Annotated in this window: 25 protein-coding genes and 1 pseudogene; 8 read left to right on the top strand and 18 right to left on the bottom strand. The window is 57.4% G+C overall.

Going from position 1 to position 26,383, the window contains the following annotated elements; genetic code table 11:
• The first annotated feature begins 93 nt into the window (after positions 1-93).
• From QF043_RS08160 to QF043_RS08130, 7 genes are all read left to right on the top strand, one after another.
• Entirely contained in the window at positions 94-1,359 is a 1,266-nt protein-coding gene (locus tag QF043_RS08160; protein WP_307418101.1) for a cation:dicarboxylate symporter family transporter, read from the top strand.
• A gap of 142 nt (positions 1,360-1,501) precedes the next feature.
• Positions 1,502-1,636 (top strand): hypothetical protein, encoded by a 135-nt coding sequence (locus QF043_RS08155; protein WP_307418100.1) that lies wholly within the window; start codon positions 1,502-1,504, stop codon positions 1,634-1,636.
• 129 nt (positions 1,637-1,765) lie between these two features.
• Positions 1,766-2,803 carry a YafY family protein gene (locus QF043_RS08150; RefSeq protein ID WP_307421331.1) on the top strand — a complete coding sequence of 346 codons (1,038 nt, stop codon included), beginning with the start codon at positions 1,766-1,768 and terminating at the stop codon, positions 2,801-2,803.
• Positions 2,800-4,332, top strand: a complete 1,533-nt coding sequence (locus tag QF043_RS08145) for a hypothetical protein (RefSeq protein WP_307418099.1) — start codon at positions 2,800-2,802, stop codon at positions 4,330-4,332. Before QF043_RS08150 ends, QF043_RS08145 begins: the two co-directional genes overlap by 4 nt.
• Positions 4,333-4,366: 34 nt before the next feature.
• A complete protein-coding gene (locus tag QF043_RS08140; protein WP_307418098.1) occupies positions 4,367-4,945 on the top strand; it encodes a hypothetical protein in 579 nt (192 codons plus the stop codon).
• Positions 4,946-4,956: 11 nt separating this feature from the next.
• Positions 4,957-5,985 (top strand): hypothetical protein, encoded by a 1,029-nt coding sequence (locus QF043_RS08135; RefSeq protein WP_307418097.1) that lies wholly within the window; start codon positions 4,957-4,959, stop codon positions 5,983-5,985.
• 60 nt (positions 5,986-6,045) lie between these two features.
• Positions 6,046-6,333 carry a YkgJ family cysteine cluster protein gene (locus tag QF043_RS08130; RefSeq protein WP_307418096.1) on the top strand — a complete coding sequence of 96 codons (288 nt, stop codon included), beginning with the start codon at positions 6,046-6,048 and terminating at the stop codon, positions 6,331-6,333.
• A gap of 22 nt (positions 6,334-6,355) precedes the next feature.
• On the opposite strand, the gene QF043_RS08125 is transcribed toward QF043_RS08130, so the two are convergent.
• From QF043_RS08125 to QF043_RS08080, 10 genes are all read right to left on the bottom strand, one after another.
• Positions 6,356-9,190, bottom strand: coding sequence for a TonB-dependent receptor (locus QF043_RS08125; RefSeq protein WP_307418095.1), 2,835 nt, complete (start codon positions 9,188-9,190; stop codon positions 6,356-6,358).
• Between the two features lie 96 nt (positions 9,191-9,286).
• The gene (locus tag QF043_RS08120) at positions 9,287-10,252 is read right to left on the bottom strand and encodes a FecR domain-containing protein (RefSeq protein ID WP_307418094.1); all 966 of its coding nucleotides are present in this window, start codon (positions 10,250-10,252) and stop codon (positions 9,287-9,289) included.
• On the bottom strand, positions 10,249-10,755 hold the full coding sequence (locus QF043_RS08115) for a sigma-70 family RNA polymerase sigma factor (RefSeq protein WP_307418093.1): 507 nt from the start codon (positions 10,753-10,755) through the stop codon (positions 10,249-10,251). The genes QF043_RS08120 and QF043_RS08115 overlap by 4 nt, the downstream gene beginning before the upstream one ends.
• A 78-nt stretch (positions 10,756-10,833) precedes the next feature.
• On the bottom strand, positions 10,834-12,051 hold the full coding sequence (locus QF043_RS08110; protein ID WP_307418092.1) for a hypothetical protein: 1,218 nt from the start codon (positions 12,049-12,051) through the stop codon (positions 10,834-10,836).
• A 28-nt stretch (positions 12,052-12,079) separates the two neighbouring features.
• The gene (locus tag QF043_RS08105) at positions 12,080-13,486 is read right to left on the bottom strand and encodes an ATP-grasp domain-containing protein (RefSeq protein ID WP_307418091.1); all 1,407 of its coding nucleotides are present in this window, start codon (positions 13,484-13,486) and stop codon (positions 12,080-12,082) included.
• On the bottom strand, positions 13,392-14,249 hold the full coding sequence (locus QF043_RS08100) for an arylamine N-acetyltransferase (RefSeq protein WP_307418090.1): 858 nt from the start codon (positions 14,247-14,249) through the stop codon (positions 13,392-13,394). Before QF043_RS08100 ends, QF043_RS08105 begins: the two co-directional genes overlap by 95 nt.
• On the bottom strand, positions 14,239-14,961 hold the full coding sequence (locus QF043_RS08095) for an SDR family NAD(P)-dependent oxidoreductase (RefSeq protein ID WP_307418089.1): 723 nt from the start codon (positions 14,959-14,961) through the stop codon (positions 14,239-14,241). The genes QF043_RS08100 and QF043_RS08095 overlap by 11 nt, the downstream gene beginning before the upstream one ends.
• Positions 14,954-15,295 carry a hypothetical protein gene (locus tag QF043_RS08090; protein ID WP_307418088.1) on the bottom strand — a complete coding sequence of 114 codons (342 nt, stop codon included), beginning with the start codon at positions 15,293-15,295 and terminating at the stop codon, positions 14,954-14,956. The genes QF043_RS08095 and QF043_RS08090 overlap by 8 nt, the downstream gene beginning before the upstream one ends.
• A complete protein-coding gene (locus QF043_RS08085; protein ID WP_307418087.1) occupies positions 15,285-15,833 on the bottom strand; it encodes a hypothetical protein in 549 nt (182 codons plus the stop codon). The genes QF043_RS08090 and QF043_RS08085 overlap by 11 nt, the downstream gene beginning before the upstream one ends.
• A 53-nt stretch (positions 15,834-15,886) precedes the next feature.
• Positions 15,887-16,252, bottom strand: coding sequence for a hypothetical protein (locus QF043_RS08080; protein ID WP_307418086.1), 366 nt, complete (start codon positions 16,250-16,252; stop codon positions 15,887-15,889).
• A gap of 86 nt (positions 16,253-16,338) precedes the next feature.
• Between QF043_RS08080 and QF043_RS08075 the strand changes: the two genes are divergently transcribed.
• Complete coding sequence (locus QF043_RS08075) at positions 16,339-16,485, top strand: hypothetical protein (protein ID WP_307418085.1); 147 nt, start codon at positions 16,339-16,341, stop codon at positions 16,483-16,485.
• A 12-nt stretch (positions 16,486-16,497) separates the two neighbouring features.
• Here QF043_RS08075 and QF043_RS08070 read toward each other — a convergent pair whose 3' ends face one another.
• The 8 genes and pseudogenes from QF043_RS08070 to QF043_RS08035 all read right to left on the bottom strand — a co-directional run bounded on the left by QF043_RS08070 (position 16,498) and on the right by QF043_RS08035 (position 26,110).
• Positions 16,498-16,836, bottom strand: coding sequence for a hypothetical protein (locus tag QF043_RS08070; RefSeq protein WP_307418084.1), 339 nt, complete (start codon positions 16,834-16,836; stop codon positions 16,498-16,500).
• Positions 16,837-16,845: 9 nt separating this feature from the next.
• Complete coding sequence (locus tag QF043_RS08065; protein WP_307418083.1) at positions 16,846-17,607, bottom strand: class I SAM-dependent methyltransferase; 762 nt, start codon at positions 17,605-17,607, stop codon at positions 16,846-16,848.
• 18 nt (positions 17,608-17,625) lie between these two features.
• On the bottom strand, positions 17,626-18,867 hold the full coding sequence (locus QF043_RS08060) for a hypothetical protein (protein WP_307418082.1): 1,242 nt from the start codon (positions 18,865-18,867) through the stop codon (positions 17,626-17,628).
• Between the two features lie 16 nt (positions 18,868-18,883).
• Positions 18,884-20,146, bottom strand: coding sequence for a beta-ketoacyl-[acyl-carrier-protein] synthase family protein (locus QF043_RS08055; protein WP_307418081.1), 1,263 nt, complete (start codon positions 20,144-20,146; stop codon positions 18,884-18,886).
• The gene (locus QF043_RS08050) at positions 20,143-21,285 is read right to left on the bottom strand and encodes a hypothetical protein (RefSeq protein ID WP_307418080.1); all 1,143 of its coding nucleotides are present in this window, start codon (positions 21,283-21,285) and stop codon (positions 20,143-20,145) included. The genes QF043_RS08055 and QF043_RS08050 overlap by 4 nt, the downstream gene beginning before the upstream one ends.
• Positions 21,278-21,640 carry a phosphopantetheine-binding protein gene (locus QF043_RS08045; RefSeq protein ID WP_307418079.1) on the bottom strand — a complete coding sequence of 121 codons (363 nt, stop codon included), beginning with the start codon at positions 21,638-21,640 and terminating at the stop codon, positions 21,278-21,280. Before QF043_RS08045 ends, QF043_RS08050 begins: the two co-directional genes overlap by 8 nt.
• Before the next feature lie 261 nt (positions 21,641-21,901).
• Complete coding sequence (locus QF043_RS08040) at positions 21,902-24,958, bottom strand: multidrug efflux RND transporter permease subunit (RefSeq protein ID WP_307418077.1); 3,057 nt, start codon at positions 24,956-24,958, stop codon at positions 21,902-21,904.
• A pseudogene (locus tag QF043_RS08035) lies at positions 24,955-26,110 on the bottom strand (efflux RND transporter periplasmic adaptor subunit). The gene QF043_RS08040 and the pseudogene QF043_RS08035 overlap by 4 nt, the downstream one beginning before the upstream one ends.
• Positions 26,111-26,383: the final 273 nt, after the last annotated feature.

Raw genomic sequence — 26,383 nt, 5'->3', positions numbered from 1 at the left:
CCCGGCGCAACAGCCGGCGGCCAAGGGATGGCCGCTGTTTTGACTGCCTAGAACAACAACTTAAAAATCATTGATCGCAAATGAGGCATTCCCATGCACACGCCCCGCATCGCGCTGGTCTGGCAAATCATGATCGGCTTGCTCGCCGGTATCGCCATTGGTGCCCTGCTGCACCGCTTTCCTGAATCCCGGCCGTGGCTGGTGGACAACATCCTGCAACCGGCAGGCGATATTTTTATCAAGCTGATGAAGATGATCGTCGTGCCGATCGTGTTTGCCTGCATGGTGGTGGGCATTGCCGGGCACGGTGACGGCAAGGCCCTGGGCCGTATCGGGGTCAAAACCCTGAGCTATTTTTTCTGCATCACCACCCTGGCCATCATTGTCGGGCTGGTGTTGGGTAACCTGCTTAAACCGGGCGCCGGCACTGAATTGGCCAGCCTGCATGCGGCACCTATCACCCTGCCCACCAGCGGTGGCGGCGGCCACAGCCTGGGCCAGATTATCGTCGGCATCATCCCCGACAACGTGATCAACGCCATGGCCCAGGGCAGCCTGTTGTCGGTGCTGTTTTTTGCGGTGATGTTCGGCCTTGCCGTGTCGCGCTTGCCCGCCGAACGCAAAGACCCGGTGATCACGCTGATGCGTGGCCTCTCGGATGCGATGTTCAAACTGACCTCGATGATCATGGCTTACGCGCCCATCGGCGTGTTCGGCATGATCGCCGTCACCGTGGCCAACTTCGGTTTTGGTGCACTGCTGCCGTTGGCCAAACTGATCATGGTCAGCTATGTGTCCATCATGTTTTTCGTGGTGGTGGTGCTCAACCTGATTGCGCGTTTTTGCGGGATCAACCTGTTTGCCTTGATGCGGCATATCAAGGATGAACTGGTACTGGCCTTCTCCACCGCAAGCTCGGCGGCGGTGATGCCGCAGTTGATGAAAAAGCTCGAAACCTATGGGGTGCCGCCTTCGCTGGTGAGCTTTGTGGTGCCGGTGGGTTACTCGTTCAACCTCGACGGCGCCTCGCTGTTCCTCGGCATCGGCACGTTGTTTGTGGCGCAGTTGTATGGCATCGACTTGAGCCTGTCCGACCAGGCCTTGCTGGTGGTGACCATGGTGCTCACCTCCAAAGGTGCGGCCGGTGTGCCGGGGTTTATGTTTGTGATTCTCTCCGCCACCTTGGGCAGTGCCGGCTTGCCGCTGGAAGGCGTGGCGATTATCGCGGGGGTTTATCGCCTGATGGAGATGCCGACCACCGCGCTGAATGTGTTGGGCAATGCGCTGGCGCCGTTGGTGATTGCCAAGTGGGAGCAGCGCACGGAAGGACGAGCCCACTCCGCCTTGACGACAAAATGATCCACTGAACTGAACAGAAGCCACCGATAGGTGGCTTCTTTCGTTCGGCGCCCAAAAAGACTTCCACCCCTCAAAAAGCAAACGACACAGCCTGTCGCCTCGTTAACGGAGGATGCACTCAACCCAACCTGAGGAGTCCTCCATGAAAGCCCTGGCCTGTTTTGCCGTCGGTGTCGTCGTCGGTGTCATCCTGATGAAAAACAATCAGGCGTTCGAGGCGCTGCAAAAGGAACTCGATCGCGAAAAGCATCGTCATGCCGGCCCCGCCAACGCGTAAGTGAAACCCGGCGATGGCACTCTGCCCTTGGCTGGTGCAGCAGTTAGTGTTAAAAAGCCATCAATGGAATTGTCTGCAGGTCGTCAATACCTGCAACTCATCAAGGCCGATGCGAGCACTGTTACCCCCATGTCAGACCCCAAAGACCGGCTGTTCAGGCACTTGGCCCTGTTACGCCTGATACCGCGCGAGCCCCGCAGTATTTCCACTGCAGAGTTGCTGAAAAAGCTCAAGGCCGAACAATTCGACCTCGATTTGCGCACCCTCCAAAGAGACCTGACCGGCCGGCTAGGCCTCGATTTCCCTTTGCTTTGTGACGAAAGCCAACGCCCCTACCGCTGGAGCTTTCCCAAGGACACGCCACAATTCGACTTGCCGGCGCTCGACACACCCACCGCACTGGCATTTGTCCTGGCTGAAAGCCACCTGGGGAAGCTGCTGCCGCCCAGCGTATTGAACCTGCTGGCGCCGCACTTTGAGCTGGCACAACGTCAGCTTCAAAGCTTGCAACACAACACCCTGGCGCACTGGGCAAAGCGCGTGCGTGCCCTGCCCAACGGCAAGGCGCTGCAACCGGCACCGGTCAATGATGCTGTGTGGTCGGACGTCGCCACTGCGCTGCTCGAAGCGCGACAACTGGAAATCCATTACCAAAGCCGCAGCAAAGGTGACCACAAGACCTTGCGCATTCACCCGGCCGGCATCGTCTCGCGACATTCGGTGAGCTACCTGCTGGGCACAGTCGAGGGCTACACCGACGTGCGCCAGTTTGCCTTGCACCGCATCCGGCAGGCGACCTGCCTGGAAACCGCTGCCCATGAGCAACCTGGCTTCGAAATCGATCATTACCTGCAAGGCGGCGGTTTTAACAGCGCCGGCCCGGTGACGCATCACACCTTGATTGCCGACGTGGCCCCGTCAATTGCCTTGCTCCTCAAGGAAACCCCGTTGAGCGCCGAACAGACGCTGGCGCCGTTGCCTGGCAGTGACTGGCAACGCCTGCAGGCCCAAGTACCCGATGACCAGGAAACCTTCTGGTGGGTATTCGGCCTCGGCGAAAGCATCCACCTGCATCAACCCACCTGCTGGACCCAGGCCATCAGCGAAAAACTGAACAAGATGGCCGCGTTGTACACCCCTACCCATGCCTGCCAGGAGGCTCAATGAAGCCCTACGACCCCAATACCCGTCAGGACCAGACCCAAGCGGATATCGCCCAGACCGCCACCGCGCTGGCCACCAGTGAAGTGGTCAACCGCTTCGGCAGTGCCAATGCCGAATACATCAAGGGGTTCACCGGCGTCGACAATGAGGTCGGAGTCAAACTGAGCAAGGGCCTCAAGGGCATCAGCACAGAGGGCACGGGCATCAAGCATCGCGCAGGCTGGGCCGGTGAAGTGGCCAGCACCAGCCGCGACAACGCCGAGGCCATCATCAGCAAGTCCAGCGAGCGCACGATTCGCAGCGATGACTTGAAGCATTACGGCATCGCCACCGATGGCAAATACCGCGAAGCGGTCGATCGCGTAAGGGTGGATACCAAGGGCAACATCGTCTACGAGGCCCAGACCAAGCTGGAGGCCAACGGCAACCGTGTGGCCAACCAGGTCAGCCACGAGGATCACAAGTACAGCAAGTACTTCGGCAAGAAGCTCGAACTGCCAAGCGAGCAAGTGGACGACGCCCGCGCCTATTGCCGCAAACGCGCCGCGGGCTTGCGTAAGCACGCCGAAACCGCCGAGCTGGAAGGCAAGTCCGAACTCGCAGAAAAATTCCGCGAACGCGCAAACAAGTTCGACACGCTGGAGCGCGAAGACATCGTCGACCTGGGCATCACCACGGAGCAGGCCGTCGATTACGTCAAGAACCCAGCAGGCGAAACCTTCAAGGACATTGGCCGTACAAGCCACAGGGCCGGCGTCGAAGGCGCGAAGATCGGTGCAGTGGTTGGCGGGTCGATCTCGCTGCTGACCAACCTGTTCAGCGTCGCGCTGGATAAAAAACAATTGGGGGAAGCCGCGCAGGATCTGGCTATCGACACGACCAAGGCCGCCGCGCTGGGCTACGGCACTGCCTTTGTCGGCGCCGCGATCAAGGGTGGCTTGCAGCAATCGGGCAACCAGACGCTGCGCACGTTATCGAAAACCAATGCACCGGCGATGGTGGTTGATATCTGCTTGTCGTTGGGCGACTCCATCCGGCGTTACGTCAACGACGAAATCAGCGAGGCGCAGCTGCTGCATGAAGTCGGCGAAAAAGGCGCCGGCATGCTCTCCAGCGGCATGATGGCCGCGCTGGGCCAAGTGGCAATCCCCATTCCTTTCGTCGGTGCCGCAATCGGCGGGATGATCGGCTATACCTTGTCGTCGATGTTCTATCAGGTGGCGCTGGAAGCCGCCGAAGGCGTCGAACGCTCCCGCGCTTACCTGGCGCGCGTGCAGATCATCGAAGCCGCAGCCCGCGGACGGATCGCGCAAGAGCAAGCCCAACTGGACGCCTTTACCCACCGCGAATTACCCCAGTTGCAGCAAGCCACCCACCAGCTGTTTTCCACCGCAGGCATCGCCAGCAGCAACCCTGACACGATGGCCGCCGCCATCAACCAATACGCCGGTTTGCTCGGCCAGCAGCTGCAATTCCAATCCATGGACGAGTTTGATGACTTCATGGACTCCGATAGCCCGCTGACCTTGTAACCCCTCTATTGCTTGCAAAAAGGACGACACACCCATGCTGATCAAACTGCTGTCCGATACGGACAAACGCCACTTGCTGGACCTGGCAAAGCTGCTGTCGATTGCCGACAAACCGCTGCTGTGGGACGGCAAAAGCGCCGATGAATTGACCTCTGGCACCAATCTCGACGCCCTGACCATTCAGGAAGGTGAACAGGAGTGCGAACTGATCGCCGAGCTGGAGAAATCCGTCGGCGTGAGTTCGGAGCAAATGGCATTCGGCAACCTTTTTGGCCGCGCACGGGATGTGAAAGCGCGCCTCATTGAAGCACTGAAAACCTACCCGGTGCCAAAGGCCGACAAGCCCGAGACCCGCGTGCAAGCCGCAACCAGCGTGCTCAAAGAAGTACTCAAGAGCAAAACCTTCGAGCTGCCCACGGCGCCGAAAGTCATCCTGTTCGAGCTGCTGCTGGTGTCGCTGCGCGATGGCCATATCTCCAGCATCGAGTGGGCGCTGCTCAAGGAATTCCAACAGCACCATCGCCTGGAAGACTTCATTTTTGACGACCTGCTCGAGCGTGCCGAAACGCTGAACCAGGAAGTCAGTAAAACCATTTCGATCATCCTCGAGTAAGGAAACAGAGCATGCCAATTCCCCTGATCATTGGTGCTGTTGCAGCCGCCGCCGGTCTCTACGGTGCCGCCAAAGGTGTCAGTGGCGCCATTGACCACAGCAACGCCAAAGACCTTAACAACGACGCGCAAGCGTTGGTGAACACCGCCAACCAGAAGGTTGAGGATCAGCGCAAGAAAACCAACAACACCCTGGAAGATTATGGCCAGCGCAAGCTGCGCGCATTCAACGGCGTCGTGGCTGAATTCATCGAGACCTACGAGCGCCTGAAAAACGTCGAGTTGTCGCAAAGCCCTGAGCTGGACAAGCTCAACGCCGGTGACTTCAGCAGCAAGACCATGGTCGGCCTGCGCCAGGATTATCAGGCGCTCAAAGATGCTGGCCTGGGCCTGGGTGCAGGCATGGGCGGCGGCGCTGCGCTGGCCTTCGGCGCCTACAACGGCACGATGCTGCTGGCCACCGCCAGCACCGGCACGGCCATTTCGTCCCTGGGCGGCGTGGCGGCAACCAACGCCACACTGGCCTGGCTCGGCGGCGGTTCACTGGCTGCCGGTGGCTACGGCATGGCGGGCGGCATGATGGTATTGGGCGGCATCGTCGCCGGCCCTGCCCTGGCGATCTTCGGCCATGTATTGGGTAACAAGGGTGAAGAAGCCCTGAACAACGCCCGCAGCAATATGGAACAGGCCCGCACTTTACGCGATGAAGCCGAGCTGTTGGCAGGCAAGCTCACCGCGATCGAAAAAGTGACCGCCCTGGCGAACTCGACATTCTCCAAAATCAGCTCGCAACTGCGCCGAAGCGTGAGCGAAATGAAAAAGGTCATTGAGCATGAAGGCGTGGACTACCGCAGCTTCTCCAAGGAGAGCAAAGAGGTGGTGTTCGCCTCGGTGAAATTTGCCCAGTTGATCAAAGCCATGATCGACACCGCAATCCTCGACAAGGACGGCAACCTGGTACTGGCCACGAAAAAACGCATCGAAGACGTCGCTGCCGTAGCCAGCGGTCAGAAATCCAGCCTGGATGCACCCGTCGCCTAAGCAACACTGCGCCCGCGCACCGCGCGGGCGCCCTCTTACTTGCACAAGGTATTGAACCGAGTGGTTACCTTTCCCTGCACCCAATGCGGTTTGTGTTGCCAGCACGTCAACCTGGCACCTGAAACGCAGTTCCTCGACCGTGGCGATGGCACCTGTCGACACTACGACGCACTAAGCAAGGGCTGCAGCATCTACAACGAACGCCCGGCGATTTGCCGTGTGGATCAGCAATACCACGAACGTTATTCCCGCTATTACAGCTGGGACGAATATGTGCGTTTGAACCTTGAGGTCTGCGGTGTTTTACAGGCCAAGGCACAGACCATCCCGGTTCTTGCCCTGCCCTGATTACGTTCGCCGCAAAGCGCCCCTAGAACTTCGCCTGCACGCCCACCCGCACTGTACGCCCCGGCGCCGGCATGAAGCTCTGCGCCAGCGGGTCGAGGTAGTAGCGGTCGGTGACGTTCTGCAACGATACGTTCAGGCTCGCATCCTCCTGCCACTTGTAGTTGAGGAACAGGTCCACCAGCGCTACTTCGCGGTAGTTCAGTTGCGGCGTGGTGGCGCCGGTCTGCCAAGGCTTGTCGGCGGTGACGGTGGGGCCGCTGGTGTAGGTAATACGTGTGCCGAGTGTGAGGCTTTGGTCAAAGAAGCGCAGGCCGGTGGTCAGGTTACCCGCAAGTCGGGGCGGGTTCTGGGTGTTGGTGTAGGAACCCATGAAGCTGCCCGGTGTGCAATTCGGGGTGTCGGCGGTTTTCTGGTAACTGTCGCTGGTCGCGCGCAGTGTGGCGGCGAAGGCCGCATCGCAGGTTTCGGTTTTCAGGTAGTAGGTGGACGACAAGTCGGCGAACACGCGCCCGGCATCGTAGTGGGCTTGCAGTTCCAGGCCGCTGGTCTTGTAGCTGTCGGTGTTGCTGAAACGCATCTGGCCCCAGGTGCCTGGGCTTGGGTCGTAGTAGCGGGTGATGTAGTTCTTGATGGTGTTGTTGAAGTAGGCGAGCTTGATCGCCGCCGCGTCATCCTCGACCAGCAGCCCTTTGCGCAAGGTGCTGGCACCGACCTCCCAGTTGCTTGAGCGCTCGGGTTTCAAGCCCTTGCCGGGCAGGGTTTGCAGCACGCCCTGGCTGGTTTCAAACAGCGAGGGCATGCGAAACCCCTGGGTGTAGGAGGCATACACAAAGGTGTCCGGCAGCACTTCGATATTGATGCCCAGCGCCGGTGAAAATGCCCCGCCGCTGTTGCTGGCCTTGCCGGAATAGTCATAGCCGCTCACCACGTCACTGACCTGGGACGGGTAAACCGTCGAATCGATTACGCCAAAGTCGTTGTAGCGCACGCCCTCGAAAGGGAAGTTGGTGTTCTGGAACACAATGCCGTTGTTCAGGCGCGGATCGGTAGCGTTGGTGTACTCGCCGTTCTGGTCCGGGAACCACATCATGTTGCCGGAATGGTTGCCGTTGTAGACCCGCAGGTAGCGCAGGTCACGTTCCTCGCGGCGTGCGGTGGACCTGGCAATGTGGTCTTTACTGCGATAGTGGGTATAACGGCCGCCGCCCCATAAGGTCAGGCGGTCCACCGGTTTGTATTCGAGTTTGCCATTGAAGCTGTACTCCTGCCGCGAGCCTTCGCGCAGCATGCGGTTGGCGTTGATATCGTGCTGGGTGGTGGCGACGCCTTTTTGCGGGCGCAGTTCTTCGAGCTGGAACGAGCTGCCCAGGTCGAGCTTCAGATCGCCGTAGTCGGTCGCCCAGCGTGAGGTGTTGGCCAAGCCGCCGCCGATGCGCTGGTTTGCCTGGCGGCTCCAGGCGCGGTCCGAGCGATATGCCTGGGACGCAGGTGCGGCCACCGAGGTGAGCTGGCTGGTTTGGGCGTCGGTCATCCACAGGTCGGCGGTCAGGTCCACCAGCGGGTTGCCCGAGGGCAGGTAGTTGTAGCGAGCGGTGTAGGTGTCGATCCTGGTATGGCCCAGTGGGTATTGATAGATACCGCCGGTGCCGAAACGGAAGATATCCGACGGCATGATCTCGCCAATGCGCCCGTCATAACGACGATAGCCGAAGTCGAAGGTATGGCCGTCCGCCGGGCGCAGGGTGGTCTTGAGCAGGAACGATTCGGTCTTCGCCGAGGAGTTGAGCACCTCTTCGCCGGCGTTGTAGGTGGTGGCTACGCTGGTCTCTTCATCGCCCCAACGGTCGTAGGTGCGGTAGCGGTCCTGGCCTTTTTTACCGGCAAAATAATTGCCCTGATTGCGCTTGGCGTAGGCCGCCACCACGTCGAAAAACTCATGGGTGTAAGCAAACGCTGCGCTGCCGGCTTCGGCCTGCGAGCCGAACATCCCGCCGCGGCTCTGGTGCGGCTCAGCATACAGGTCCTGGGTTTTGGAGTGCGGGTCGCGGGAAGCCGGGGCGACGCCGTTGTTCCAAAAATCGCCCTTGAGGCGCAGGCCGATGTCCTGGCCGTCCTTGAGGATGTCGCCAACGCCCAGGGTGCGCATTTTTACCGTGCCGCCAATGGCGCTGGAGGTCAGGCTGGGGCCTTTGTCGATGGTGATGTCGCTGATCAAATCCGGGTCGATGTAACTGCGCTGCTGAGTACCGGCATAACCGCGATACACATCCAGCGCTTGCTGCGAGCCGTCCACCGTGACCGACACCCGGCTCTGGCCCTGGATGCCACGAATATTCACATCCAAACCGCCGCCATTGCGGCTGTCGCCCACCTGCACGCCGGGCTGGCCCTTGAGCACATCACCCACCGACACCACGCCAAAACGTTGCATGTCTTCGCCGGAGATATACACCGACGAACGCGGCGCGCGGTAGACCTCCTCTTCGTCGAGATTTTCGCCCGTCACTTTTTGCGTCGGCAGTTGCACGGCCTCTTGGCGCAGGCGCAACACATAGCCGCCATCGGCCTGGCGCTGATAGTCCAGGCCGGTGCCCGAGAGCACCTGGGCCAGGCCGTTCTCCGAGTTGAATTCGCCCTGCAGCCCCTGGCTTTTTCTGCCCGCCGTAAGCAGCGAACTGCCCGCCATGCTGATCCCGGCTTCGGCACCAAAGCGCGACAGCACCTGGTCCAGCGGCCCGGCGCTGATGCTGTACGGGCGCTCACCGACGGCCAACACCAGCTCACCGCACAATGGTTGCAGGCTGAGAAATAACACGCTGAACGTATGACGACGCAAAACACGAACGGGGGAAATCATGCAAGGCTCCTAGGGATTGAAACCCACCTGTGCCGGTGGGTAATACCTAAAGGCCAAGCCAGATCGAAAAAACTATCGCATCGGCGAAAAAAAACTTCACGCCGGCACCACCGTCACCCAATAACGGCTTCTTCGCTCGATGCGCACCGGCAAGGTCTTGGCCACCAGGGCCAGCGCGGCATCGGTGTCGTCCAGCTGGAAACTGCCGGTAATGCGCAGCGCCGCCACCGCCTCACTGCAACGCAGCAAGCCCGGGCGATAGCGCGAGAGTTCGGCCAGCAATTGATCCAGGCGCATGCGTTCGGCAGGCAGAATGCCGTGCATCCAGGCCTGGGCCAGCAACACGTCAACCGGGCTTGGACGCCCGAGTGCGTAGTCTTCAACTTTTATCTGCCAGCCGGCCTGCAAAGGCACGGGCGTAGGCTGATGCCGCGCGCTCACCTGCACCCGCCCGCGTAAAACAGTCACCAAGGTGCCCTGATGATCGTGGCGCACCAACAGGTTGGCGCCCTGGCTGTACAGCAGCGCGTTCGGGGTTTGCAGTTGCAGTGAGGCCGACCCCGCTGGCGTGTCGAGTGCCAACTCGCCCTCGACCAACTGCACGCTGCGTTGGCCTGCGCTCACGTCCAGGTTGACCGCACTGGCGGTGTTCAGCCACAGCGAACTGCCGTCCGCCAGGGCCCAGTGCCGGCGCTCGCCTGTGCGGGTGCGATAACTCGCCAGCGCTGCGCGTACCCGCGTGGAATCCGCACCTTGCCAGGCGATGCCGCCGAGCAGTCCCAGCGCCAACAGGCACTTGAGCACCTGACGACGGCGTTGAGGATCGGTCCCGGCCGCCTGCAAGGCCCGGCGTGCCGTGGCATCGGCCAGCACATTGGCGCCTGGTTGCAACAACAGCGGCAAGCTGCTGACCCGTTGCCAAGCGTACTCATGCGCGGGGTTGGCGTGACGCCATTGCTGCAAAGCCTGATGGTCACCTGCACTCATCAAGCCGGACTGCAGACGCACCAGCCAATCGATGGCACTGTCGCGCACCTGCGGGTCAACCACCACACCGCTCATTCAAACCGACTCGCATAGCAGACACTGAACGCCTTACCCATGGCGCGCTGCACCTGGGCCACCGTCAGGCTTAATTGTTTGGCGATTTGCGGATAGGTCAGCCCATCAAGCTGGGACAAGAAGAAAATCTGCCGCACCCGCCCCGACAAACCGACCAGCAGCGAATCCAGCTGCAACAGCGTTTCGATCATCAGATGCCGCTCTTGCGGCGAAGGCGCCTCGGCCACCGGGCGCGCCGCCAGTGCTTGCAGATAAGCCCGCTCGATGGCTTGGCGACGCCAACGGTTGATCAGCAAGCCATTGGCGATGGTGGCCAGAAACGCCATGGGCTGACGTAATTCACGCACGTCCTCTTGGGAGCGCAGCACGCGGACAAAGGTGTCGTGCGCGAGGTCTTCGGCATCGGCCGTATGCCCCAGCCGCCGATGCAACCAGCCTCGGAGCCAGCTGTGGTGATTGGCGTACAGCTGGGCGACGGGCGAGGGGGGGCTGTCGTGCTGCATTTCAGATCCGCATTAATGATAATGCTTCTCATCTTATGTTTTAGAGGTCGGATTGTATAGGCTTGCCACAACCGACACTTACCGCTGACGCACATCCCGCAACACCGGCTCTTTTTCACGGGCACTTCGCCAAAACTCAACGTCACGCTCTATGCCGAGCGTAGCGACACCGCGTCGCAGCGCCTCCTCCAAGCCAGCCATGCTCATCAAGGCGAGCTCAATAGCGTGACAAGCGCCGTCAGGATCAGCGAACGAGGTCAAATCGCAATTGACGCTCAAGTGGTCTGTGCCTGCATCGCCTGTGGACAGGGTCAACTGCAAAGCAAATGACTGGCCACACCGGCGCCATAGGGTCTCGCAGACATTCGAGAGGCTGAGTAAATTGCCGCAAAAATTAAAGCTCGTATCACTGCGCCCCTGCAGGATCAACGTGCCGACCCGATGTTGCGAGGTGGGCAGCAGCGTAGCGATGTCCCCCGTGTCATAACGGATGACCGGAACAATAGGCGCCTTCAAATCGCTGAGATACAACTTGCCCTGCGCGTCGACCTCGGCCAGTACCCATTTGCTCAGGAAATCATAATGACCCGGCGGGTGTGCAGGGGTTGAAACGCCCACCAGGCCCATCTCGGTATTTCCATAAAGGCCATAAAACTCGGCCTTCGGCCAAACCGTTCTTATGTAATCTTGTTTAGCGCTGGAGAACGCTTCGCCGATATAAATCACTTTTCTGATATCCAGCACTACATTGGCTTTCAACGCCATGTGAGCGGCCTGAATAATACCGCCCGGTGTCGCCAGCAAGGCGCTGACTCCCACTTCACGGCAGATCTGCAGGCACCCCTCGGGGCAGTCCTGCGCGTCCAGGCGCCCGACAGGCAAAACGGTGCAGCCAATCGGCTCCAATAATCGCGAAAGCCCCTCGTACAAGCAGCCAAATCCGCCAGGCACCAGTAAGTTGGCCACGACGTCCTGACTGGAAAACACACGCTGCCCTAAAAAGCGACGCAGCTCCACTGCGTAGGCGTCTCGCGAGACACTGGGCCAAAAATCATTGGCCACGACCAGCGGAGAGGCAGTTGTACCCGACGAACTGACCAAATAACAATGACGCAAATGGCCCTCATCACGCAGCTTCTCCACCACACCCTGAAGTGTGGACTTTGAAGATACAGGGTACAGACGGTCAAACTGTTCATAGCTCAGCGCCCGTGGGTAACCCGAGTAACCCGCCTCACGATAGTGCTCAACCATGCGGTCAAAAGACTGCGCATCAAAAAAAGAGTGATTTATCATGCAAGCCGCCTTCCCTGCAGAACCTGGCTTAAAAATAGGCGAGGTACTCGTCCTTAAGAAACCGCCAGTTCTCGGGACTCAACTGCGCCCCGTTCAGCGCTAACGCGGTCAATTGCTCAAACACCTGCACGTCTGCCCACAGAACAGCATCGTCAGCATGGGAAAAAGCTGCATTCATCGAAGACGAAAACAGGTCACTGGTTTTCTTGAAGGGCTGCCCTTCTTCGACATTCAATTGAACCCCTATCACGCTGCTGAGCTGACTGACCGCTGCCGGCAAACCCTCAGGCGTCCCACCGAAAACACCCGGTGAGGTGCTGATAACGTCACTGATAATGCCCGGCTTGATCAGCCTCGCATCAGACAGCTCAGCGGCCGGCGCGAAACTGGAAAAGTACAGTTGTTCGAGTAAGTGAGGGGCGTAGCAGTGCGCGAACAGCACCGGGGTGATGGTGCCGTGCAATCGCGCGCCCACTTCGATCATCACAGGGCCATTGGGGCTGTCCAGCAACTCCATATGGATTGCTCCGTTTTCAATCCCCATGGCTGAAGCCGCGTGTTTGGCATAGTCGACCAAGGCCCGCACGGCGGCGGAGCTCGGGTCCAGCAGGAAGGTGAATTTCTTTACGAACGGGCAGCCTTCGATACCCAGTTCATCACAGCGGATATAGCGACAGACGGACGCAACCACATAGGTACCCTGCTGCGCGACCATATCCACAACGTACTCTTTGCCGGTGACAAAGGGTTGCAGCACAAAACAGTCATTGTCCGACCATGTTGAAGAAAAGCCTCCCCAATCCGCCGCAAGAATCGCGCTCTGCAACTCAGCGCGGTTCCTGCAAAAAACCACGCCTTCACCGCCTGCCGATGACTGTGGTTTGAGCACACAGGGGTACGCCTCCCAGTGTTCCAGAACCGACTGCGCAGCGGCCTTCCCTTCCAGCACGTGTGTCGATATACACGCCAGACCCGCCTCTGCCAGCGCGCGCTGCATCGCATCTTTATGGCGACGTAACCGAGAGTAAGCGGGGTCATTGCCAGGCAACCCATGCCGCTCGCTCAAGATATCGGCGATGAATACGCCGTTCTCGCTGCCGGCGAGGATGATATCGAACGGCAGTTCATCAGGCCCCGGTACCTGTTCGGCAGAGATAAAAATCCCTTGGTAGAGTTCGGCATTGAATTCGCCTTTCTTTTTCTCGCTCAAGGTCGGCATTTTGCTGACTTTATCCATCTCCATGACGGCGTAGCAGTCAACACCCTGCTCCTTCAGGTACCCCACTAACAGATTCGCATTGGAGACCGGGTTGGTGATCAGACAGCGCTTAGTCATCGTATTAATCCCTGCTGATGCCTGGCGGTAGTTGACGAAATCTTTGCGCACAAAGAACGATGTTGAAATGCGACTTAACCAGGCGAACCAGTTCGTCAATCGTTCGAACGTTGTAGCTGGAACGACGCTTGCCCTGGACACACACCAGCGTGCCGTTTTGCAGGATATCGCCCCCTTCGGAATGAGGGCGGGCACAAATGAAATGACTGGCAAACAGGGATGTGGGGGCATGGGTGTTGTAAAAGTGAGTCACGCGAAACTCTTCATAGTTGTAGTCTGCATCACGGACAACCAGCAGGCCCTGCCAACACTCGCCGCGCAGGTACTCCACCAACCAATCACGATTGCCCAGCCGCGTGACGCGGTAGCGGTGGCATCCCTGCACTTGCGTCACCTGATCATCGCGCTCATCAAGCGAAAGCGGCCTTATGGGACCGCGCAGACCAAACCCGACATCGCATAGCCAGCGTGTTCCCTGCGCACTGACCACCAGCGCCATGTGCGTGGACAACTCACGGCATACGCCGTGCGCGAATGTCTTGGCCAAGGTGCGCTGCACCGAAAACCCAAGGCTTTCCAGGGCCTGCGCAAAAATGCCATTCATGTGCGTACAACCGCCGCCCCGTTGCCCGTATACGATTTTTTCAGCGACGAGGTTCAATGCAAAAGGCACCTCTACGTCCAGAAAACCATCTGCCATATCAAATGGAATATGGGTGACGTGCGCTTCGTGCAGACGGGCCAGGCTGGCAAGATCCGGTTGGCTTGCGTCAGGGTTGCCTACGCGCTGAAGGTACGCGCCCAACCATGGCGGGCTGTTCTGTTGCGCCGTGGGGCAAACCGCTAAGGGTTCATCCAACATTTTCGCCATTCCCCACACGCAGTAAACTGCCAGTGGTTGAAAGGCGCCGGGTTGCCAGCAGGCACACGGCCTCGGCGACTTCTTCAGCCGTCATTACCCGTCTTGCGGGAATCGACTTGAGAATCTCCCTGACCTGATCACCGGCGAAAGCCTGAAACATGTCCGTATCCACAAAGCCCGGAGAAACGCAGTTCACTCGCACATCAAAGCGCGCCAGTTCGATCGACAGGCCCATGCTCAGGCGTTCAATCGCGGCTTTGGCGCAGCCATAGGCTGTATTACCCAGCTTTATTTTTTGCGCGGCAACCGAACCGATATTAATAATATTGCCGTGGCGTGCCTTTGCCATCAGCGGGGCAAACACCTCACAAAAATTCAGCGTGCCGCCAAAATTGTTTGCCATCACTTGTTCAAACGTGGACGGCGCTTGACTCAAGAACAACCCATCGCGCGCGATACCGGCATTGTTGACCAACACTGAAGGCAAAGGATGGTCCTGAAGTTGCGCGCAGAACTGTTCAACCTGACGCCTGTCGCTACCGTCAACGCGCACCGTGATTGCACTCGGGCCGAACTCGCACGTGAGGCGATCTGCAGCGGCTTCATCCTTGAAATAGGTCGCGAAAACGGTAAATCCCTCCGCGATTAACTTGCCTGCAATCGCGCGGCCTATTCCACGCGTTCCTCCCGTTACAATAGCGGTCTTAGTCATACATGACGCTCCCTCGACAATGTACAGAACGTGAAGTCTTCAGGACAAAGCCGACCTCCTTGGCGCCCGGCCGGTCGAACCCTGAAAACTGTAAATCCAGACACTCCCCTGGTGTGATCGGCGTCATAAAGACCACTCGTTTTACACGCAGGGACGCACCCGGCAGCAGGTGCCGGCAACAACTGAGCACAAACCCCACGGTAAACGCACCTGGAACAATCGGACGCCCTGGAAAATGCTCATCAAAGATGGAAGCGACCGCGTCCACCTGGACCAACACCGAGTGGTTTTCGTCTATTGACTCCAGTGACGTGGTAAACACTTCATACCGCACGGTTTCTTTCTCCCTGAGCCAAATAGTAATCCGGGTATTTTTGAGTAAACACCACGGCGCACAAGATCGTGAAGTAAGACATCAATAAGTAAATCGGCCAGTAGTCGTTAAACATCAGGCTCAATACCGCAAGCCCAAAATTAAGACTGAACACGGCATTCCACATCAAGGTGATATGTTTATTAATGAAAAAGAACGCCGGCGTGTGCCAGACCTCCTCCGGAGCTTCTAACTTTGCATACTGCAGCGTGAAGGGCTTGCCAATACAATAAGAGCCCCACCCGGCCACTGCCAACAAAGCGTAGATCAGCGGTTTAGTGTATGACAAGCTGAAAAATCCGGGCTCAGCATACGAAATACAAGCGACCAGAACAAAGCCGCACGCAACACTCCAATCAATAACAAACTTGTGCTTCAAGCCCTTGTAGCACAGCACAATCAAGACCACTAATGACAGCAATGCCGCCTCGGTATAATTCCCCGATCGCCAGGTCAGAAAGTAAGGAAACAACAACGGAGGAATAATAAGATTGATCATGACATGCACACCCCTGAGGAGCAGAACGCAAAAGGCATCCCGGCCGATTTAATTCATGGCTGCGTGGCCATGACCGTCACCAAACAAAACACCTCATCGTATTGGGTGGGGTCGTTCGACGAGAAAACCTGCACCGTGCCGCCACGGGGCTCATGGGAGACCTGGCCAAATAAATAACGCGCCTGGCGCAGGTCTCCTGCCCTCAGGTTACGCAACGACACCGGCAAAAACCGCTCGGCCACTGACACCGCGCTGGCGCTTGCCCTCACACACCTCACCGCGAACTGGTGACACAGCTCAACGGTGACCAGACTGGCGTCGTAGCGAGCAATAAACATCTCCAGCACATCAGGATCCAGCCGAACACGGAACAGTTCCCCATGCCTTTCCAACTCAGGACACAGTTCTAGATAATTCATGAAGCCCCCCACGGCGTCTTGTCAGCCAGCTGACCGTCCTGGCACCCGGCGCCCCTCATGTCTTGTTGACACACGTGGCATCGGCAATGCCGTCTCGCGAATACCGATTCAGAATCGACAGCATCTTCCACGCGCGTCCGCACAACAGCCCGATCGTCAAACCCGACGCCACGCCGATCAAGACCACCATCGGCAGTGAACTGGCGAACACTCGATCTGTCGCCTGCTCATAACCGATGAAATATTTAATGCCGAAAAAAAAACATCGAGAGTATCAGCAGCTTTAATGAGCCCGGCACTGAAATGGAGTGCCGGGCCTCCCCTTGGGTAATACCCTGATAGTCAAACCACAACGCTGCGATTGCCCAGCCGACTACTAACCCTGCCACCCAGGTGCCCATTGAAAGCAGTGGATGCGTGGCATAGTCCATCGCCGCCAATGACCACACCACGAAGATGACCGGGCTGAGCAAGAGAGAACGACGTGTTTCAGTACTTCTAAAACAGGCCATCACGCCGTAATAGAGAAGCATGAAAAAAACGGCATACACCCACAGTGGCGTTTCACGCAATATAACAAGCATGGGTATCCCTCAATGATGAGATCGTACGGAATAAACAGCACTGCTAATCGGGCAGCCAACATGGTGAGCCACTAACGCCAAAGCGTCCTGAGCCGGCAGCCCGACGGGGCGATAGATAAACTGCTTCCAGCCTTCGGTGTCACGCAACACGATACGAAGTTGTGGCTGCCGACAGGTATCCAGAATACGTTGCACCACGCGGGACCGCGGGGAAACGGTCATGGACACCACCACGACGTCATAACTGCCGTAATCAAACTCCACGCCGTCCGCCTCGACCAGGTTCAAACGTTCAGCCGGGATATCCAAGGCGCTCAGCGCGCCTTGGAGCCCTTGCTGGGCTTTCACAATCGCGCTGTGATCACTATCAATACCCGTCACCACAAAGGAGGTTTTCTGCAGGTAAAGTAAAATACTCAGCGGCATCGCCCCCACACCAACCTGGCACATCCGCCCCTGGCTACCGTCAAGACTCTTGAGTTCACCGCTGACCATGCGTTGATAAATGCGGTAGAAAAACCGGCTGAGTGGGCTGCCTTCACTCAACAAGTTTGCCCACTGCTCGCTCAACGTCGACTCGAACAACTGCTCTATCTCAAGCACTTTTCGCTGGCAGTCTTGCATTCGACTGCGCTCGCTACTGTGCGCGGTCTCGTCCGAAAAGTTCAGCGGGTAGTTGTTCAATACAATCAATAAATCCGAATACGCTTGAAAGAGTTCACCCTGCCAACGCTGCTCTGTGGGAATGGCCAGCAATCTGTCGATACGCATTGATAGCTCTGCGCCCATTCATGCAACTCCCACACGCTGGCGCTCATCTCGCAGGGACGGTAGCTTTTGCCGGGCGTTGAACTGAAAGTGCTCGCGGCCTACAACCGACAACTCGGCAACGCCACGCCGCAAGGCTTCACTCAGTTTGGGGATCTGGCTGAGTACTGACGCAACGTGCGCCTGCAGACTTTGGCCGACCTCGCTATCGGGTAGATCCAAGGCCACTTCCACGCGGTCCCGACCCAACTCGACCGACTTGAGTGTGACCTGGCAATAGGTTGCATCCACCCCCGCTGCGGTCAGTTGCTTGCGCACAAGGTCCAATCGAATCTTGTGCCCTCCCAGACTGAACTCTTCTTCTACTCTGTCGCCGATGCTCAAGTAATAGGCCGCGTCACCCGAGATTGAAAAGAGCTCGCCGTAGTCGCCAATGCGATAGCGAATAAGCGGCACCACAGGCGCTTTGAGATCGGTGACCAACAGTTCACCTTGCTCGCTGACCTCCACGAAAAACCAGTCGGAAAGCACCAGGTGGTGGCCCGCACTCATCTGTGGGGTATTGATCGCGGCAAACCCCAATTCCGTCGCACCGTAAATGCTATAGAAAGACGCCAGCGGCCACTGTTCACTGACGAACTTGCGCTTGGACAGGTGGAAGGCTTCGCCGACAAACACAATCTTGCGTATGGGCAACGACACGCCGGCACTCAGTGCGGCCTGAGCAACCTGCACAATCCCACTGGGTGACCCCACCAGGACATCAGCAGAAAAGCGCTCCAGCAAATCGAGCAAGAGTGCGTTATTGGACAGGGTATCCGGCCGGCCCACAGGCAGGATGGTCACCCCAATATTCTCAAGCAACCGGCACATGCCCTCGTAGCTGTTACCCAGGCCGCCAGCCGTGAGCAGGTTTGCCACAACGTCATTGGCACTGAATACGTGCTCGGCCATGGCCTGGCGTACTTGGTAGGGGTAGCTGTTTTCGGTAACACCCTGCAGGAACTTATTCGCCAGAATGACAGGGCTGCGGGTAGTGCCCGAGGTCGAAACGACATAACAGCCGTGCATTTTGCCGGCCGCCAGCAGTTGCCGACCCGACGCTGCCAAGGCGCTTTTATCCATGACGGGGTAGGCGTCGATAAACCCCTGATAGTCCGTTACCGTTTGCAGCGAACCTGGGTAATCCTCACTGATATACCCCATCACCATTTGATTAAACTTATCGACTGGAAAAGCGGTGCGGCGCTGGATTGTTTTCATTGTGCAATCCTTATAATCAAGCATCGACTCGGCGAAAAATCATGGATGCGGCAAGCCCGCCCATGCCAAAAGAGTTCTTGAGGCAATATTCAATATGAGCGCTGCGCGTTTCGCCTATGACATTGGCTGAACACTGCGGGTCTTTCACATCAAGATTACGCGTGCCGGGAATAAAGCCTTCTCTCAACGCAATCAAGGTATTAAGCGTTTCCATGGCCCCGGCGGCAGCGATCATATGCCCATGCAACGACTTGTTCGCGGTGACCGGAACAGCCTCGGACAACACCGAACAAATCGCGGCGGACTCATGCAAGTCGTTCAACACCGTCGACGTGCCGTGCGCATTCACCAAGCCTATTTGGCTTGCATTCAACTGGGCACTTGCCAATGCGCGCGTCATTGAGAGTTTCATTTCCCGGCTGTCAGGGTCCGGTTTCACAATATGACTCGCATTCATGCTCGCGCCATACCCCACGACTTCCAGTAACGGCACGGCCCCTCTCTTGAGCGCGCTGGTGTATGTTTCCAACAAGAACAGTACCGCCCCTTCCGCCGGCACATAGCCTGAGCGGCGCGTATCAAAGGGGCGCGACAATCCATCAGGCGGTAAAGAGGCATCGGTACAGATCACATCAACCGATTCCAGGCCAACATAATGTTCAGGCGTGACCTTGGCACTGGCGCCACCCACTATTGCCGCGTCGACTCGACCGCTCGCCACCTGTTCAAAGCCGGTGCCAATAGCTTGTAACGATGCAGAGCAAAGACCGACGTGCACCATGGTCGGGCCGTGGAACGGAACGTGCGCATGGACCTGACGTAACAACTGAGTCGGGTCCATACGGGAAAAGTCACTGATTCGATAGTGCCTTTCCATTACCGCAGCCATGTTTGTAAAGCTGTTATCCGCGCCTCGTTCCAAGTCGTAAACGAAGTCCACAGTCTGATGAATATCAGGAACAGGCTCATCCACCCCGAGAAAGCAACCAATACGCTCTGGCGCGAGATGACTTAAATCCGTGCCCGGCCAGGCCAACAAACCCTTGATAGCGTTGCTGATATAAAGCTCATCCCATGAGCGGCTGCGCCTGGAGGCCGACGCGGGTGTATTACCCACTTGTGGAATACCCGCGAAATGGCTCTTGAATGTACCCGTGTCAAACTTGTGGATTTCGCGAATCCCCGACGTTCCTTCGCTGAGTGCCGTTCTTACTGAATCGTAAGTATCACCCAAGGGCGTGCAGCAGCCGAGAGCGGTGATCACTACACGTTCTCTCATGATAGTTCTCCCGACGATGCGTGATCAGGAGTTAAATGCCGTAGCTTTTTGACTACCGCACAGGCACAACCAATCCCGATTCCCATCCCGTTCACCAATAGTGTGCGCCCGACCTCAATGCTTTCATCTGCCAAGGCACACGCCAGATCCACCAAGCCGCTGGTGCTACCGGCGTAGCCTGTGTAAGGCTTGTAACGGCGAACGTCGGCCTCAGGCATGATCTTGAAGACCGCAGCGTCCTCTACCTGGCGCAAGTTGGGTGCGCCATTGTCATACATGACGACCACAGGGTGCGTGTCAATAACCGCAGCCGGCAGGCAGTGCAGCAGGGCCTCCCAATCCGCTTGTTTTGAATATATCTGTGCGTCAAATCGGCTATAAACCGCAACGATTTCAGCCAGCGCAACATGACCGGAATGTTGCAACAGGGTGGTATTTTCAAGCATCAACGCCACCGCCCCGTAAGTCACGCTGACTTTATCGGCAGTGGCGTCGGCGGGGTCTGTTTCGACCAGCCCCATCTTCCGAAAAGCCTCCAGGTTATCGGCTTTGGTCATATCGCCGACCGCACACAACAAGGCACCGCCCTGCTCGGCATGTTGCAGCTTGAACAGCGCCTGTTCCAATAAAGACAGCCCGCCCAACGACATACTGCGTAAGGGATACCCGCCACCGGTAAAGCCAAAATATTTGGCAATGTGGTACAGGTTATTAGTCGGTAACTTGCGGAACAGCCTCAGTGGGTGGACAGCGCCTGCCACCCGACCTAATTCAGCGTGTATGGATTCTGCAGACAGTTCCGGGTGTTTCATTCGGTAGTCGTAGAGAATCTCATAAAAGTCGCGGACGATTTCTGCAGTTGTATAGACATTGATCTCTGCCCGCGCCGCTTGATCAAACGCGCCACCTTGTTCTGCCATGGCGCAGGCGGCGCCTGAGACCAATAGACTGTGTATGGCCGCATCGGACAAGATCGCCCGGTCTTCGCGGGCAATATGTTTAGCTAACTGTGCAGAGAGCACCGCCGGCACCTTGGCCCGTTGCTTGGCGGCTATGGGGAGGATGTCTTGCCGCCCAATATCCGCCAGGTCGAACCCTGATTGTCGTACGGCGAGGCCGGTGATGAAGACACTAGCCATGAGCAAGCGCCTCTAGGCGCCGAGAGCAAAACTCCGGCGTCCAGAAACTACCGATCTTATCCGGCTGAATAACAGTACTGTCAGGAACTTGAAGTATTTCGCTGGCCACTTCCCAACCCTTGGCTGTCCACTGGCGATCCACACAGAGTGCCGGATCAGCCTGCATCTTATGGAACGGCCATAAGTGTTCGGGCTCAACCTGGGGGTTGATCTGCGACTTAACTTCAAAACAGAAATCAATGAAGTCAATGGATGTAAATCCGATTTGGTCAAATGACTTATCGCTGGGTATTGCGTCGGGACCATCGAGAAACAGAATATCGGCTGCAATTTGTTTTACTTTGATCAGATACATAGCGATCACACCCCTTCTTCCATGTTTTGTAAAAAACGAGAGCGGCATAAAAGTCAGTCGACTTTATTGTTCTTATAATTGGATCCAATAGATGCTAAACAAATAGCTATAAGCTTGTCAAAATATTTTTTACGAAAAAAAACAAGACACGGATGAACGGTTTGCCGTAATTAGCAGATGATAAATATCGCAGCGCTTAGACTGGCACTGGACGGTCCCTCACTTGCTGTTTAGTTGACGCTACAGCCACTAATAAACCGGTTAGATGGGAGCCATGGCAACTTCACTTGTCACGTCCCTGTCACGTTTGGCCAACAACGTGTAGACGCAGGGCAAAACAAATAAGGTGAATAAAGTTCCGATCGACATCCCGGTGGCAATCACCATGCCGATGTCATATCGACTCACGGCTCCAGCCCCCGTCGCAAAAATCAGCGGCACCATGCCAAATACCATGGCAGCCGTCGTCATCAACACCGGCCTCAGGCGAATCGCCGCTGCTTGTTCCACCGCCTCCCGCGGCGATAGCCCCTTGTCTCTACGCAGCTGGTTGGCAAACTCGACGATCAGAATCCCATGCTTGCTGATCAACCCGATCAGCGTCACCAACCCTACCTGGGTATAGATGTTAAGACTCGACCACCCAAGGAACAGCGGAATCAACGCCCCGCAAATCGATAACGGCACTGTCACCAGAATCACCAGCGGGTCGCGGAAGCTCTCAAACTGCGCCGCCAGCACCAGGAAAATAATCGCCAGCGCCAAGCCAAACGTCACCCATAGCGCCTTGCCTTCCTGCACGAACTGGCGCGATTCCCCGCTGTAGTCGAACGCATACCCCGGCGGCGCCTCTTCAATGGCAATCTGCTTCACCGTCTCAATGGCCTCCTCCATGCTGACCAGTGGAAAACCCGAGATCAATGCAGAATTGAGCTGCTGGAACTGGTTCAACTGCCGTGGCCTCGCGCGGTCTGTAATGCTGATCAAGGTCGACAGCGGCAATAATTCACCCTGGGTATTTCTGACGTAGTAGCTGTTCAGCCATTCGGGGTTGTCACGGTAGGCGCGCTCAACCTGTGCAATGACCTTATAGCTGCGCCCTTCGAGGGTGAACCGGTTTATTTCCGCCTCACCCAACAGCGTCGCCAGCGTGCTGCCGAGGTCCTGCATCGACACGCCCATCTGCGATGCCTTGGCGCGATCGATCTCCACCACCACTTCCGGCTTATCAAACGCCAGGTCGATATCGACAAAACCGAACTTGCCCGATTGCATCGCGCGATTTTTTACGCGCTCGGCCACTTTCAGCAGCGACTCATAGTCCTGGGCAGTATTGATGACGAAACCAAAGGGCAGCCCTTCGCCAGTACCGGGCAGAGAAGGCAGGTTGATACCAAATATTTGCAAACCTGGGATCTGCGCCAGGTGCGCCTGCAATTCAGGCAGGATCTCCATCTGAGTGCGACTGCGCTCATTCCACGGCTTGAGCAGAAAACCGCCTATTCCTGACTGCACCCCGTTGTAGCCGTTGATCTGGAACGACGAGTAGTACTCTGGGAATGTCTTGAAGATCTTGATGAATTCATCAGTGTAGGTATTCATGTAATTCAGGTTGGTCGGCTGAGGTGCGCTGGCCATCATGAAAATGATGCCCTGGTCTTCAGAAGGCGCCAATTCCGCCTTGGTGAATGTGAGAAACACCGGAATCAGGCACAGCACGATCAGCGCGAAGACCACCACCACCGGCCGCGTGTTCAACGTACCGTGAAGCATGCGTTGATAACGTCGTTTGAGCCGGTCAAATACCCGGTCCAACCGGCTCGCCAGCCCGGAAGCGTTTTTGTCATGGCGCAGTAGCAGGACACACATCATTGGCGAAAGTGTCAGCGCGACAACGCCGGAAATCACCACGGCACCGGCCAGGGTCAACGCAAACTCTTTGAACAGTGCTCCGGTCAGCCCGTCGAGAAAACCGATCGGGGCATAGACCGCCGCCAAGGTGATGGTCATTGAGACCACCGGCAGGGCAATTTCCCGCGCGCCCTCCAATGCTGCGTCCAATGGACGCTTGCCGTCCTCGATATGTCGGTGAATATTTTCGACCACCACGATCGCATCATCCACGACCAGGCCGATGGCAAGCACCATCGCCAGCAGCGTCAGCAAATTGATGGAGTAACCCATCATCTGCATGAAAAACAGCACGCCGATCATCGACAGCGGAATGGTGATCACCGGTATCACCACCGAACGAAGCGCCCCCAGAAACAAGAACACCACCACGATGACAATCAGCACGGCTTCAAACAGCGTTTTCACCACCTCGTTGATGGACGCCTGGATAAACAAGGTGGCGTCGTAGGCAATATCGACCTTGAGGCTGGGCGGCAACTGGGCCTCCAGCTCAGGCATGATTTTGCGCACTTCCTTGATCACCTCCAGTGGGTTGGCGCTCGGCGCGGCTTTGATTGCGATGTACACAGAGGGCGTGCCACCAAAGGAACTGATCGCGTTGTAGTTTTCCGCGCCCATCTCCACCCGTGCTACATCGCGCAGCAGCACCCGGCTGTCACCGTCGGTTTTGAGCGTGATAGCCGCGAAGTTTTCGGCGGACTTCAGTTCGGTAGTGGCGTTGATACTGGTAACCACATACTCGCCCTTCACCTCGCCTGCGGCCGACAGATAGTTGTATCGGCGCACCGCTGTCGTGACGTCATTGGCAGTCAGGCCGAAGCCGGCAAGCTTCACAGGGTCCAGCCAGATACGCATGGCAAATACCTGGCTGCCGAGGATTTCGGCTTCGGCCATACCGGGCAGTGTGGCGAGCTTGGGTTGAATGACCCGCGAGAGGTAGTCGGTAATCTGCGAGTTATTCAATTGCTCGCTGGAGAAGCTGATATACATCAGCGCGGAGGCTTCGGCGGACTCCTTACTCAGCACAGGATCTTCAGCATCCGCAGGTAACTTGTTCTTGACCTCGTTGGCCTTGGCCAACAACTCGGTAAACAAACGGTCGCTGTTGGCACCAATGCGCGCGTAGATCGAAATCACCGAAAAATTCTGGCGACTGACCGACGTCATGTAGTCAATCCCCTCGGCACTCGCCAGGCTTTGCTGCAAAGGCTGAGTGATGTAGCCCTGAATCGTCTCGGCATTGGCGCCAGGGTAGGCAGTGGTGACGGTGATCAGGGCGTTTTCCATTTTCGGAAACTGGCGCAGCGCCAACTTGCTGTAGGCCTGAAACCCCAGCAGCACGATGAGCAGGCTGACCACCAGGGCCAGCACCGGCCGACGGATGAAGATGTCGGTGAACTTCATAGCGCACCTTCAACACGAGCCTGTCGATCGGCCGACTGGTTCTTGTCAGGGCTGATGGTGATAGGCGTTCCCGTATCCAGCTTCAGCTGGCCAGCGCTGACGACTTGCTCGCCCTGCTGCAACCCGCGGGTCACCAACACAAGGCCACCCCGCCGCTCTCCGGTTTCAACAAAGCGCCGCTCGGCAATCAGCAGGGGCTGGCCGTCTGCATCTTTCTCCACGCTGCCGTCCTCGGCCTTCTTTTGCGCGACCGCGTACACCGAATTACCGTAAAGGGTGTAGGTAATCGCGCTTTCCGGTACCACGATATGAACCGTCGGGTTGGGCAGCAGCACCTGTAGATTGGCGAACATGCCCGGGAGCAGTTTGTTATCCGGGTTCGCCAGGGTAGCGCGCACCAACACATTACGTGTGGTGGTCTCGACCTTGGGGTTGATCGCGCTGACGGTGCCAGGAAACATCTGTTTCGGATAGGCCGAGACTTCTACCTGCACGCCTTGGCCGATCGCAATCTTTGGCACCGATTGCTCTGGGATATAGAAGTCGACGTAAAGACTGCTGAGGTCCTGCAACGTGGCAATCACTGTCCCGCTGGCCAGGTAATCCCCAACGTCCACCTGACGAATACCAATGACGCCGCTGAAGGGCGCAAGAATGTGCTTCTTGGCGAGGGCGGCCTTTAGCTGGTTCACCGTGGCTTTGTTTTTTTGCAACTGGGCTGAAAGGCGGTCGAACTCACCCTTGGAGATGGCGTGATCACCAACGAGTTGGCTGCCGCGCCCATAATCCAGCTGTGCCAGTCCAAGATCTGACTGGGCGGTTTCCAATTGCGCCTGCTCTACCGCACTGTCCAGCCGGACCAAGGGTTGGCCGACTTGAACCTTTTGCCCCGACTCGAACTGCACGTCCTTGACCGTCCCGGCGGTCTCCAGGCTCAGGCTCACACCGCGCAACGCCTTGAACGCCCCCACGGCCGGCAGGCGCTGCTGCCAGGGCTGCTCAACCGCGGTCACCACTGCCACGCTGACGGGCGGTTGAGGCTTGGTAAAACCCCTGAATCTGTTGATAGATGGCAAACGCTTTATAGGCCGCCAACAGCAACACCACCACCAGAGAAACACCCAACATGATCAGCATGCGACGGCGCAACATATTCCTAATCCTTGGAAAAATTTGAACACGCGAAGATGAATCAGGGAGCACATTACTCCGAGTATCAAAATGTTTCCAAGAGAGATTTTTGACAGTTTTTCGCACGAAGAAGGCAAATCATTGTGCTAGAGCCCTGCGCGTCATTCGAGGGTCTGGCGTTCGACGGATTCTGTCGCGGATCGGTAAGAAAATGCCGTGGGTGGCGGGAAAAGCAGCTGCGCAGGGGCCGATTGGCGCACCAAATCCAAGGCAAAAAAAAGCCTGCATCGCTGC

This window comes from Pseudomonas sp. W3I7, assembly GCF_030816095.1.
Lineage (GTDB): Bacteria > Pseudomonadota > Gammaproteobacteria > Pseudomonadales > Pseudomonadaceae > Aquipseudomonas > Aquipseudomonas salomonii.
This window is presented reverse-complemented; position numbering and strand designations above follow the sequence as displayed.